General features: G+C 30.0%; 9 protein-coding genes. All 9 read left to right on the plus strand.

Annotated elements, in window-relative coordinates; genetic code table 11:
* Nucleotides 1-5 precede the first annotated feature (5 nt).
* Nucleotides 6-1,592 (plus strand): nitrogenase component I subunit alpha, encoded by a 1,587-nt coding sequence (locus CDLVIII_RS16170; RefSeq protein ID WP_009170520.1) that lies wholly within the window; start codon nt 6-8, stop codon nt 1,590-1,592.
* Nucleotides 1,592-2,956, plus strand: a complete 1,365-nt coding sequence (gene nifK / locus CDLVIII_RS16175; protein WP_009170521.1) for a nitrogenase molybdenum-iron protein subunit beta — start codon at nt 1,592-1,594, stop codon at nt 2,954-2,956. The genes CDLVIII_RS16170 and nifK overlap by 1 nt, the downstream gene beginning before the upstream one ends.
* A gap of 376 nt (nt 2,957-3,332) precedes the next feature.
* Nucleotides 3,333-4,697 (plus strand): nitrogenase iron-molybdenum cofactor biosynthesis protein NifE, encoded by a 1,365-nt coding sequence (nifE, locus tag CDLVIII_RS16180; protein WP_009170522.1) that lies wholly within the window; start codon nt 3,333-3,335, stop codon nt 4,695-4,697.
* Entirely contained in the window at nt 4,684-7,383 is a 2,700-nt protein-coding gene (nifB, locus tag CDLVIII_RS16185) for a nitrogenase cofactor biosynthesis protein NifB (RefSeq protein WP_009170523.1), read from the plus strand. Before nifE ends, nifB begins: the two co-directional genes overlap by 14 nt.
* Before the next feature lie 45 nt (nt 7,384-7,428).
* Complete coding sequence (locus tag CDLVIII_RS16190; RefSeq protein ID WP_009170524.1) at nt 7,429-8,328, plus strand: isopropylmalate synthase; 900 nt, start codon at nt 7,429-7,431, stop codon at nt 8,326-8,328.
* A gap of 26 nt (nt 8,329-8,354) precedes the next feature.
* Nucleotides 8,355-9,143: a homocitrate synthase gene (locus CDLVIII_RS16195; RefSeq protein ID WP_009170525.1), complete on the plus strand. Its 789-nt coding sequence runs from the start codon at nt 8,355-8,357 to the stop codon at nt 9,141-9,143.
* 164 nt (nt 9,144-9,307) lie between these two features.
* Complete coding sequence (locus CDLVIII_RS16200) at nt 9,308-12,238, plus strand: helicase C-terminal domain-containing protein (protein WP_009170526.1); 2,931 nt, start codon at nt 9,308-9,310, stop codon at nt 12,236-12,238.
* A 313-nt stretch (nt 12,239-12,551) separates the two neighbouring features.
* Nucleotides 12,552-12,794: a hypothetical protein gene (locus CDLVIII_RS16205; protein WP_009170527.1), complete on the plus strand. Its 243-nt coding sequence runs from the start codon at nt 12,552-12,554 to the stop codon at nt 12,792-12,794.
* 308 nt (nt 12,795-13,102) lie between these two features.
* Nucleotides 13,103-13,279: a hypothetical protein gene (locus CDLVIII_RS31385; RefSeq protein ID WP_186005611.1), complete on the plus strand. Its 177-nt coding sequence runs from the start codon at nt 13,103-13,105 to the stop codon at nt 13,277-13,279.
* The last annotated feature ends 103 nt before the right edge of the window (nt 13,280-13,382 follow it).

Genomic DNA, 13,382 nt, shown 5'->3' on the forward strand with positions numbered 1-13,382 from the left:
AAAAAATGAGTAAAGTAGATAGCGTTTTAGACAAATATAGTGCAAAAGTCTACAAAAATAGAAAAAAACATATGCTTGAACTTGAACAAGAAACACAAGAGATAGATGCAAATAGAAGAACTATACCAGGAATTATGACACATAGAGGATGTTGTTATGCAGGATGTAAAGGAGTTGTTCTTGGACCATTAAAGGATATTGTACTTTTAACTCATGGACCAATAGGATGTGGATATTATTCATGGGGAACAAGAAGAAATAAGGCTTTACCACAAAAAGGTGATGGAAACTTCATTCAATATTGTTTTAGTACAAATTTAGGTGAAAGTGATATAGTATTCGGCGGAGAAAAGAAATTAAAACAAGCAATTAAGGAAATTGTAGATATATTTAATCCAAAAGCAATATTTATATGTGCAACATGTCCAGTTGGATTAATTGGAGATGACCTTCCAGCTGTTGCAGAAGAAACAAAAAAATTATATGGAATTGATTGTATATCATTCCCTTGTGAAGGATATAAAGGTGTGTCACAATCAGCTGGTCACCATATTGCAAATAACAAACTTATTAAATCAGTAATAGGTACTCAAGAATACAAAACAAGCAAACATAGTGTCAATATTCTTGGAGAATATAACATAGGTGGTGACGCTTGGGAAATAGAAAGAATTCTTGATAAAATAGGCTATGAAGTAATATCTGTCATGACTGGTGATTGTAGTATTGACGATTTACGTAAAGCTCATTGTGCAGAATTAAATCTAGTTCAGTGTCACCGTTCAATTAATTATATAGCAGAAATGATGAAAATTCAATATGGAACTGCATGGATAAAAGTTGATTTTATAGGTGTTGATTGTACAGTAAGAACTTTAAGAGATATGGCTAAATTCTTCAATGATCCAGAAATAACAGCTAAAACTGAACAAGTAATAGCAGAAGAACTTGAAGAACTTAAAGAACCTATGGAGTATTATAGAAGCAAGCTTACTGGAAAAACTGCAGGTTTATATGTTGGTGGATCAAGGTCTCACCATTATCAAATGTTATTAAATGATTTAGGCGTAGAAACATTAATTGCAGGTTTTGAATTTGCTCATAGAGATGACTATGAAGGTAGAGAAGTTATACCAACTATAGTTGAAGATGCAGATTTAAAGAACATTGAAGTATTAGAAGTAGAAAAGATTGCTGATAAATACAGACCAGTAAAAACTGACGAGGAATTAGAAGAATTAAAGAAAGAAATAATTAACTTAGAATATTATCCAGGTATGATGAAAGATATGAAGAAAGGTACAATTGTAGTTGATGATTTAAATGAATTTGAAACTGAAGAATTCATTAAACAATTAAAAGTTGATATGTTCTTTTCTGGTATCAAGGATAAATATATCATTCAAAAAGGTGGCGTATTATCAAGACAATTGCACTCTTATGATTATAGCGGACCTTATGCAGGATTTAGAGGTGCTGTAAACTTTGGTAGAGATTTAACTATGAGTTTATATACACCAGCATGGGGATACACTGTAGCTCCATGGAAAACAGAATCAATTTTAGAAGGAACATTTGGAGGTGAGGTATAATGTTAGATTTAACTCCTAAAGAAATTAAGAAAAGAGAAGCTATTACTATTAATCCTAGTAAAACATGTCAACCTGTTGGTGCTATGTATGCAGCTCTTGGAGTTCATGGATGTATGCCACACAGTCATGGATCACAAGGATGTTGTTCATACCACAGAACAGTCTTATCTAGACATTTTAAGGAGCCAGCTATAGCAACGAGTTCATCATTTAGTGAAGGTGCCTGCGTATTTGGTGGTGGTAGTAATATTAAAACTGCTGTAAAAAATATCTTTGATATGTATGATCCAGAAATAATTGCTGTTCACACTACATGTTTATCGGAAACTATAGGTGATGACTTAAAAGGCTTTATTGAGGATATAGATATTCCAGAAGGAAAATACGTGTTACATGCAAATACCCCAAGTTATGTTGGATCACATATTACTGGATTTTCTAATATGGTTTCAGGTTTCATTAAAGGTTTATCTAAAACAACTGGAGTGAAAAATGGAAAAATGTGCGTAATACCTGGATTTGTCAATCCTGGTGATATGCGTGAAGTAAAGAGATTGTTAAAACTTATGGGTGTAGATTTTACAATGTTACCAGATACAAGTGGAGTTTTAGATGCTCCAATGACTGGAAAATATGATATGTATCCAAAGGGCGGTACAAAGATTCAAGATATTATTGAATTAGGTGACTGTGAAAAAACATTAGCCCTTGGAAGCTTTGCTTCTGAAGCAGGTGCATCTACACTTGAAAAATTATATAAAGTTCCTTATACAACTTTAAAAATGCCAATAGGTGTTGGTGCTACAGATGATTTAATTATGGAATTAAGCAAGTTTAGCAAGCAAGAAGTTCCATATGAAATTGAAGAAGAAAGAGGACAATTAGTTGATATAATGATTGACGCTCATGCATATTATGATAAGAAAAAAGTGGCTTTATATGGAGATCCAGATGTACTAATTTCTTTATCTAAATTCTTGCTAGAACTTGGAATGATTCCTAAGTATGTAATTACAGGAACTCCATCCAATGTATTTGAAAAGCAAATGAAAGAATTATTTGATGAATTTGGTGTTGAAGGCTGTATTGCAAAACAAGATACTGATCTTTTTGAATTACATCAATTAATAAAGAATGAATCAGTAGATTTATTAATGGGTGGAACTCATGGTAAATATATAGCAAAAGCTGAAGACATTCCATTAGTTAGAATTGGTTTCCCTGTATTAGACAGATACGTTCATTCTTATATGCCAACATTTGGATACAGAGGTGCTATGAGATTACTAGAATTAATGCTTGGTGCATTAATGGACAGACAGGATAGAGATTCTAAGGATGAAGATTTTGAATTAGTAATGTAAATTAAAATCTAAAGGTGTGCAAAATAATATAAGTATTAACCAAAATAATACCCCTCAAATACAAGATATGTGTTGTTATAAATAAACTCAATGATGAGCAATTGTATATGTTAAAGCATAGCAATTGCTCATTTTTCTTATAAAAAATGTAATTTTCTTAAAGACAATAAAAAATCATTATTTAAAGAAATAAGGTAAAGCAAGTTAATAGTTAAGAGTTAACAATTAACGAAAAATGCCTGAATATATAATATTTTTAATGTTAGCTGTTCGTTGTTAACTGTTAATTTTCAGGTTTTATTAAACTCTAAGCTTTTTAAATAGCATAAAATTTCAAGAGTTTAATTTTACATTTATGAAAGGTGGTGCAAACTTTATGGAAAAGAGAATAAGTAATTCGCTTCTTGAAGAAAGAGAAGATTTCGTTTGCTTTAAGGAAGGCAATAATAAAAATTCTATGAAGTGTGATGGAAATAGTGTTTCAGGTTCAGTCAGCCAAAGAGCTTGTGTTTATTGTGGTGCAAGAGTAGTTTTGAATCCAATAACTGATGCATATCACATAGTTCATGGACCAATAGGGTGTGCAAGCTATACTTGGGATATAAGAGGAAGTCTTTCAAGTGGTGAAGATTTATATAGAAATAGTTTTTCAACAGATTTAAGTGAGCAGGATGTTATTTTTGGTGGAGAAAAGAAACTAACTGCTGCAATTGAAGGGATAATGGAAAAGCATAATCCGAAATTAATCTTTGTTTATGCTACCTGTATCGTTGGAGTAATAGGTGATGATATTAAAGCTGTTTGCAAAATAGCTGAGCAAAAGTATAAAGTACCTGTTATACCAGTAATGGCACCAGGCTTTTCAGGAAACAAATCTAAAGGTTATAAAATGGCATGCAATGCACTAATGAATTTGTTTTCAAGAAATATATTACCTAAAGAAAAAGGAATAAATATGCTTGGGGATTTTAATTTGGCAGGAGAAATTTGGATTGTCAAAGAGTATCTGCGCAAGATGGGCGTTAAAGTAATATCAACTATTACTGGAGATGCAAGCTATGATAAATTAATTAAATCTAGCAGTGCAAGTTTTAATGTAGTCCAATGTGCAGGCTCCATGACATATTTAGCAAAAAGAATGGAAATGGAAATGGAAATTCCATTCGTTAAGATTAGTTTTGTTGGTTTAGAAGATACTAAAAATTCTCTGATCAGAATAGCAAGTCTTTTTGATGATGAAGAAATGATGGCAAGGACTAAAGCTTTAGTTAAAGAGGAAGAAGAAAAGATAATGCCTATTTTAAATAAATATAAAGAAAATTTAAAAGGCAAAAAGGCTGCTATATATGTAGGTGGCGGTTTTAAAGCTATATCTTTGATAAAACAATTTAATGAACTTGGAATAGACACAGTAATGGTTGGAACACAAACTGGAAAGGAAGAAGATTATGAGATTATAAATTCCTTAGTTAATGAAGGAACTGTAATTTTAGATGATGCAAATCCTTATGAATTAGAAAAATTTATGATTGAACAGGATGTTGATATTTTAGTAGGAGGAGTAAAGGAAAGGCCTCTTGCTTATAAATTAGGAGTAGCATTTTGCGATCATAACCATGAAAGAAAGCATCCTCTTGGTGGCTTTATCGGAGCAGTAAATTTTGCTAAAGAGATAAATCTTTCAATAAACAGTCCTGTATGGAAATATGTAAAGGAGAGTGAAGATAATGAAGACAGCTAAAGAAAGTTTTGTAAATCTAACTGTTAACCCATGTAAAATGTGTATGCCTATGGGAGTTGCTACAGCACTTTATGGAATTAAAAACTGTATGACGATTTTACATGGTTCACAAGGCTGCAGCACATATATTAGAAGACATATGGCAACTCATTTTAATGAACCTGTAGATATTGCCTCATCTTCACTGACAGAAGAAGGTACTGTGTATGGAGGGGAAAATAACTTAATTAAGGGTGTAGAAAACTTAATTAAATTATATAATCCAGAGGTAATAGGAATAGGGACAACTTGTCTTGCTGAAACCATTGGAGAAGATGTAAAAAGATTATCTAAGATATTTTATGAAAAACATCCTGAAAGTAAGATTAAATTAATACCAATACAATCTCCAGGATATGGAGGAACTCAATATGGTGGATATTTTACAGCATTAAGAGCGGTAGTTGAAAATACAGAAATGGATAGTACTAAGAATCAAAAAGTGAACGTGGTTACTGGACCAATAAGTAGTGCAGATACTAGATATTTAAAGACAATGCTAGAGGATTTTAATATAGATTATATATTACTTCCAGATATATCTGAAAACTTAGATGGCGTTCATAGTAAAAAGTATAATAGACTGCCAAGTAATGGAACCAGTATAGACGAAATCAAACATATGGGAGGTGCCAAAGCTACAATAGAACTTTCTACATTTATAAAGGAAGAATATTCTGTTGGCAGCTACTTAGAAAAAGCTTTTGGAGTAACAAATCATAGAATCAACATGCCTAGAGGTCTTAGAGATACTGATAATTTCTTAAAAGTATTAGCTGAAATTTCTGGAAAAGAAATTCCAGAAAAGTATATAAAAGAACGAGGACGATATTTGGATGCTATGATTGATTCTCATAAATATAATGCAGAAGCGAGAATAGCTATATTTGGAGAACCAGATTTTGTTTATTCTTGTGCAAGATTAGCAGTGGAAAATGGATCAGTTCCAGCTTTAATTGCAACAGCAGATGTATGCCCAGGACTTGAAAAAAGTTTGAGAAAAGAAGTTGATGAACTTTCTGATAACCTATTTGCAGAAAAATGTACAATTTTAGATAAAGCAGACTTTAAAGATATAGAAAATTATGTACTAAATAACGATGTAAATGTCATGCTCGGAAGCTCTGATGGAAGGAGAATAGAAGAGAAACATAAGGTGCCGTTAGTAAGGGCATCATTCCCAATACATGACAGAGTTGGCGGACAGAGAATATTATCCATTGGATATGAAGGTTCTCTTGATTTAAGCGATAAAATTGCAAATGTTATGCTAGCTAAAACAGAATCAACGTTTAGAGAAGATTTGTATAATGAATATTATAAAGAAGAAAAAAACATAGAACTAACTGGAAAAAGTGAAGAGTTAGAACTTAAGGGGGAGAAAAAAGTGGAATTTAAAGTTGTAGATAGAAATGTAGTAGAAGAGAAGACTAAGACCCATCCTTGTTTTAGCTGTTCATCAGCTCATAAGTATGCAAGAATGCATCTTCCAATAGCTCCAAAATGTAATATAAGTTGTAATTACTGTTTAAGAAAATTTGATTGTGTCAATGAAAGCAGACCAGGAGTTACAACAGAAGTACTATCGCCAGAAGAGGCATTTGCAAAATATAAGTTAGTAAAATCTAAAATGGATAATCTAAAGGTTGTCGGAATAGCAGGTCCAGGTGATGCACTTGCAAATTTTGATAATGTTAAAAAGACTCTTGAACTTATAAGAGAACATGATCCAGAAGTTACTTTCTGCTTATCAACAAATGGTTTAATGCTTCCATTCTATGCTCAAGAGTTAATTGATTTAGGAGTAAGCCATGTAACAATAACTATGAATGCTATTGATCCTAAAATAACTGCTAAGGTATATAAATTCGTAGATTATTTAGGGGTTACATATACAGGGGAAGAAGGAGCACAAATTCTTTTAAACAATCAATTGTCTGGGCTTAAATATTTAGCTGACAGAGGTATAATGTGTAAGGTTAATATAGTGATGCTTAAAGGAATTAATGATAAGCACATAGAAGAAGTTGTTAAGAAAGTTAAAACATTAGGTGCTAGAATTACAAATATAATGCAAATGATACCTGTAAAGGGAAGTGTGTTTGAAAACATGCCTCTTACAAGCAATAAAGAAATAATGGACTTAAGAAATAAATGCGGTGAACATTTAGAACAGATGTATCATTGTAAGCAATGCAGAGCTGATGCTATTGGATTACTTGGTGATGATCAATCTCAAAAATTTAATAAGCCTCAAATTAAGGATATAGAGGAAAAAACTCTTAGATTTGCAATAGCTTCAAAGAGTGGGGTTGGAGTAGATATGCATTTTGGACATGCAACAGAATTCCTTATTTATGAATATAAAAACGGAGATGCGAAATATATTGAAAAAAGGGATGTAGATAAATTCTGCAATGGTAAGGAAGTATGTGAAGAAGAAGAAGATAAATTTACTAAACTCTCCAAAGTAGTTAATGATTGTGCAGGAGTTATATGCCTTAGAATTGGGGATGAACCTAAAAATAAATTCAAAAATATGGGCGTAGAAGTGTTTATGACCTGTGAAACTATCGAAACTGCAGTTGTAAAAGCTGCTGAAGCCATTTTAAAGGGGACTGAGGTTAAGGAAATGCTTAGAGCATAGACAGGAAGAAATTAATTTTTTCATAAAGATTATGGGAGTGAGATTATGGTAGAGATTATAGATAAGACTATAGTTGTCTTAAAGGAAATTTACGGTAGCAAATTAAAAGAAAAAATTCCCGAAATTAAAAAGTTAATTGAACTTCTGCATACAATAGGGAGTGATTATATAGAAATCACTCCAGAACTCCATGCTGAATTATCACCATTACCTGAAGAAATTAAATTTACCATATGCGGTAATAACATTATTGAAATAAAGGATACCAGGGATATTCATAAGGTTATTGAAGATGCAAAGAAGAACAATAGAAAATTCCGTAGAATTATTGGTCTAGATGATTTGATTTTTGATGAATATGAGAAAATATTTGTAACAATAAAAAATGTCTTTGGAGAAAATGTTGAATTGTGTATTAGAAATAAATATGATTCAGCAATAGCAATGACCTTAGAATGGATTAAATCAGGAGGGAAACAGGTTGTTACAACCTTTGCAGGAATTGGTGGATATGCGCCTTTAGAAGAAGTTTTAGGTTCACTTATGTTTTTAGAAAAAATGAAAATGCATGGAAATCCTAAAGTACTTCCAAAAGCACTTAGTATTTTTGAAGAAATAATAGAAACTAAACTCCACTCAAATATGCCTTTTATAGGGGAAGATATTTTTAATGTAGAATCCGGAATTCACGTAAATGGAATTGCTAAAAATCCAAGTACGTATGAACCTTATGATCCTAGTGAAATTGGAAGGAAGAGAAATATTATAATTGGAAAACATTCTGGAATTAGTTCACTAGAAATAAAGCTTAAAGAATTAAATATACATTACAATTCTGAAAATCTGCAGATTATGCTAGATGATGTAAGAAAGGTCAGTATGCAGAAACGCAGAGGATTAAATAATGAAGAAATTAAAGAAATTTATAAGAAATGCTGTGGATAGATTTACCATAAGGATGGTGAGAGGCTATGATTTTTGAAAAAAAATACAATAATTATATACGTATTGTAGATACTACATTAAGGGATGGGGAGCAATGTGCTGGACGTGCTTTTTCAATTGATGAAAAGGTAGAAATAGCAAAATATATGGATGAAAATAATATTTATCAAATAGAAGCAGGAATACCAATTATGGGAGATATAGAAAAAGAGTGTATTAAGAGAATCTTAAATATAAGACAAAATTCATTAATATCAACCTGGAATAGAATGAATAAAAATGATATTTTAAACTCAATAGATTGTAAACCTGATATTATTCATATTAGTGTTCCAACATCTGATATACAGATTTATTCAAATTTAAATAAAGATAAAGAATGGGTTAGGCAGAATTTAAAAGAATGTGTATTTTTGGCTAGAGATAAAAATTATGAAGTTACGATTGGATTTGAAGATGCTTCAAGGGCAGATACAAGTTATCTTATAAGCTTATGTAAAATAGTTCGAGAAATGGGGGTAAAAAGAGTAAGATATGCAGATACAGTAGGAATATTAATGCCCTCTTTAGTTAAAAAACCGATTAAAACAATCATTGAAGAGACTGGTATGGAGATTGAAATACATGCTCATAATGATTTTGGGATGGCAATTCCTATTTCATTAGAAGCTGTAAAAAGTGGAGCTAAATATGTAGATTGCACTCTAGATGGTATTGGAGAAAGGTCTGGAAATTGTAATATGCAGGAATTTATTAGAGTATCTCAGGATTATCTATATAGAAATAATAACTTATCAAAAACTGGAACAAAATAAGTATTTTGTTCCAGTTTTTGTATATACTAAATACATACAAATTAATTTATAAATTAGTGTAAAAAATAATAAGAACAGATGTTCAATTATTCTATTTATGTTATAATGGATTAAATAAAAATATAAGGGAATAGGAATTGGAAGGTGTTTAATTAGGAGAAATTATGCTAAACAAATTAAGTAGTATTTTAGATAATGTTATATATTTGGATATTGAAACAACTGGGCTCGATGAAAGTTGTTCAGAAATTATAGAAATTGGTGCCGTTAAGGTTAAGGATGGAATTATTACTACGTATGAAACCTTAATTAGACCAAGAGGAAGAGTGCCTGTAAGTACTTATAGTTTATGTAAGGGATTAAATGAAAAAGAGTTGTTAAGTGCTCCAAGTTTAAATTCAATAAGACAAGAAATCCTAGAATTTTTAGAAGATTTCCCTTTAGTATGTCATAATGCAGCCTTTGAAAAGAAATTCTTAGGTTTTCATATCCCTGAAATTAAGAATGCTATAATGGATTCAATGGAGCTTGCAGCAATTTTGGAACCATGGCGAAAAGAGTTTAATTTGGATTCATTAATAAAGGAAGTTACTAACTTAGGAAAAGATGAAAACCATAGAGGATTATCAGATTCAATTGATACGTTAAAGGTAGTAAATGCCCTTCTATTAAGGCAATGGGCAAGAGAAGAGAAGTATATAAAGAGAAATAAATCGTTATATGAAATTATAATAAAAGAATATAAATATCTAAATAATTGGTCATGGACTAAGTACTTATTAAAACCTCCATTTTTTACATACGAAAAACATGAATATGTAAATTATGAGGATAGTAAGAAGGAAGAGACTAACTTAAAGAAAATTCCTATAGATTATACATTATATGAGAATTTACTTGAGAATGAAGATATTTGGAATAATGGAGGAGATTTTGGTTACCAATACAGAAAGGATCAGAAGGAATTTTCAAGAAAAATAAGAGAGAATTTTGAAAAAGGCGAGAGAATATTTATCGAAGCTCCAACAGGTAGTGGTAAGACTTTTGCATATGTAATAATAGCAGCAATAGAAACTTATTTAAATAAACAGAAGAATAGAAAAGATGATTCTAGCTTTATTATATCTACGAACACAAAAGAACTTCAAAATCAGCTCATAGAAAGAGATATCCCAACTATACTTAAAAAGTTAAGATTAGAAGACAAATTAAAGTATGGTGCCATAAAAGGGAAAGGAAATTATCTCTGCATAGAGCGATTGAGCAAATGTGAAGATTTTGAGTTCAGTGAAAAAGGCAATTTGACAAAGCTTTTTCTTGGAAGACTTTGTGAAAATGGAAATTATGGAGACATGGAAAATATAAATTATTCTATGCAGAAATATTTTGAATTGGATAAATACATTAATGAAATAAATTGTGATAGTGAGCAATGCAAGCTAGATAAATGTACAAGAGCATGTTTTTTGAGGAAGAGGTATAATGAGCTTCCAGAAGAAAATATAACTGTGATAAATCATTCATTATTATCCTGCTGGCCTTATGGTGAAAAAAAGAAAATAAATCATATTATAATTGATGAAGGTCATAATTTAATGGAAAAATGTTATGACTTTTTTGCAGAAGAGTTTTCATATCTGCAATTTTTAGAGCTTCTAGATATGATAGAAAAAGGGCATCCAAGTATCATAGGAATGCTTCTAAATTTAAATGCAAGTTATGGATACAGAGAAACTATAGAAAAAGATAAACTTACATATTTAGTTAGTGAAATAATAGTTAATATGAATATATTACTAAATGATTTTAGGAGCATGAGGCTTGTTAGTGGCGAATACAATTTTACGACTGAATTTTTTCTTCCAAGGGAAGAACTAAAAGGACTAACAAAAGCTATTGGAACTGAAATTTCAGTTCTAAAAGAAAGTATATATCCGCTATATAAAATTTTAAATGACTATGTTTCTAATATTACACTGGATGATGAAGTGAGTGGAGACACGGATAATAAAAATTTATCTGATTATATAGCAAAGCTCAAAGCTAATTTCGACATGCTTGATAGATTTTTAGAAAGTTCAGTTTTTTATGCTAAAATTTTAGAAGTAGATTCTGAATATAGGGAATTTAAATTTAGGAGTGTTCCTCTGAATGTTGGGGAATTAGTCAATGAGCATATGCTTAAAGATGTGAAAAGTACAACTTTTTTATCAGCTACATTTAGAATAGAAAATTCATTTAATAAGATAAAAAAACATTTAGGTCAGGAAAAAGCCAAAGAATTTGTCATTCCACCAACCTTCGATTTGAAAAGAAGAACAAAAATTTTTGCAATAAATGATGTAGGAAGATATGATGATTTTTCTTATATAAAAAATGTTTCAAAATTCATATATAATGTTGCACAAAAAATAAATGGCCATATACTTGTATTATTTAATAATAATGCTAGGAGAAATGCTGTAAGTGAGGAATTAGATTTAATTACAAGGGGATCTAAAATAGAAGTTCATAATAGCAAAAAATCTGTAGCAGCTCTTAACGATAAAAATAGACAAGTGATAATACTTGGAAGTAAGGGTTTTTTTGAAGGAATAGATATACCTGGGGATGCATTAAGCTGTGTTATGTTAGATAAAATTCCGAATTATAGTCCTGAATATCCTATTTTAAGAGCTGTAACTACATATCAGAAAAAGGGGTATCAGGATGTAAATTATCCTCAAGTATGCGTAAAAACTAAGCAGATATATGGAAGATTAATCCGAAGCACTTTTGATTATGGATACTTTATAATTTTAGATCCAGGTCAAAATTCATATACCCTTAGGAATCTAGAGAGGGACCTTGGAGGCCCAAGTATTGAAATATCATCAACATTTAAAGTACTTTCTGAAATGGAATTTGATTATAATAATTGGAGAAGAAGTAATATTAATAAAATTATAAATTCTATTAAAAATAGCAACAAAAATATTCAAGAGGAATTCAATAACGAATCAAAGAAGCATAAGATGTTTTGGGAATTATCAAAGGTTGAGAATGGTGAATATTTTTTTGAAAATATCAATTTTAAGTTAAATGGAAAAGTTTAAGCTGCAAATTTACACGTCTTAAAGTAAGCATGTAAATTTGCAGCTTCTTTTTTAGAAAATTAATATTATTATGTATTTCAAATATAAGTTCACTTACCCAATATAATTTTACCTACAATGTAAGTTATTACCAAAATAAAATAGAATATAATTCAATATCTAAAAGTGGAATTGGAGGAACATGTGATAAATACGAAAAAAATGAGGATAAAAAGTGAAAATAAGTACATAATTGTGATAGAAAAGGATTATGTAATGGTATAAAATGTAAATAAGAAATGAGAGAGAATTATATTTAAAGGAGTTGGATGTCATGTTCTATTTATATTCGTTATCAATAGGATTTAGCTTTATAGTATTAATATTATTTCTAATTAGAATACTTTTAAATAAGAAAAATATTAATTTAAAAAATAGTAAATATAATAGGAAGATGTTACTTAGTTTAATTGTTATTGCTATTGTGCCAATAATAAATATATTTTTTACTTTATCAGGAGCATATTTATCATTATTAATGAAGAAGGAAAAATTCATTGAATTTATGAATGAATAATATGGTATAAATGTTCAATAAGTAGTAAGTATTAGGTAGCGTGAACTAAGGTATAATATTAACTTAAGGATATGGCCTGAGTATAACATGGAATCAAAGAGTTCACTACTGTTTAATGTAGGTTATATATTAAACTATAGTTTCTTAGAAATCGATTTATTTGATAATTTAAAAGTATTATATTGGAATATATGGCACAGAAAATTTATATAAATGTAGAGAATAGCATAAATTTTATTAAAAGAGGAAATAATAAAAATAAGATATCAAAGAAAATAAAATGATTTTAGATTGCTTCAGAGAGGAATGTGTTTAAAAGAATGGCAGAAAATATAGATCAGTTATTAGCTGAGTATAGAAATACAAGGGAATGTTTAGAAAGTGGATTGAAATGGTTGCCACAAAACGAATATGCTAAATCAAAGATAGAGGTAATAAATATGATTATACGAGATTTAGAACAATTGGAAGAAAAGCTAAGTTAATATTTTAATGTATGATAAACGTAGGAAATTTATATTATAAATTGAAAACACTAATTATAAAATAGTTTATAAGTTATTAATGTAAGAACTGCCTTAGAATGAG

The organism is Clostridium sp. DL-VIII (assembly GCF_000230835.1).
GTDB lineage: Bacteria > Bacillota > Clostridia > Clostridiales > Clostridiaceae > Clostridium.

Excerpts from the sequence above, each read along its gene's own strand:
- CDLVIII_RS16190 (WP_009170524.1), top strand. The coding sequence starts at position 7,429 with ATGGTAGAGATTATAGATAAGACTATAGTTGTCTTAAAGGAAATTTAC.
- CDLVIII_RS16195 (WP_009170525.1), top strand. The coding sequence starts at position 8,355 with ATGATTTTTGAAAAAAAATACAATAATTATATACGTATTGTAGATACT.
- nifK (WP_009170521.1), top strand. The coding sequence starts at position 1,592 with ATGTTAGATTTAACTCCTAAAGAAATTAAGAAAAGAGAAGCTATTACT.
- CDLVIII_RS16205 (WP_009170527.1), top strand. The coding sequence starts at position 12,552 with ATGTTCTATTTATATTCGTTATCAATAGGATTTAGCTTTATAGTATTA.
- CDLVIII_RS16170 (WP_009170520.1), top strand. The coding sequence starts at position 6 with ATGAGTAAAGTAGATAGCGTTTTAGACAAATATAGTGCAAAAGTCTAC.
- nifB (WP_009170523.1), top strand. The coding sequence starts at position 4,684 with ATGAAGACAGCTAAAGAAAGTTTTGTAAATCTAACTGTTAACCCATGT.
- nifE (WP_009170522.1), top strand. The coding sequence starts at position 3,333 with ATGGAAAAGAGAATAAGTAATTCGCTTCTTGAAGAAAGAGAAGATTTC.
- CDLVIII_RS16200 (WP_009170526.1), top strand. The coding sequence starts at position 9,308 with ATGCTAAACAAATTAAGTAGTATTTTAGATAATGTTATATATTTGGAT.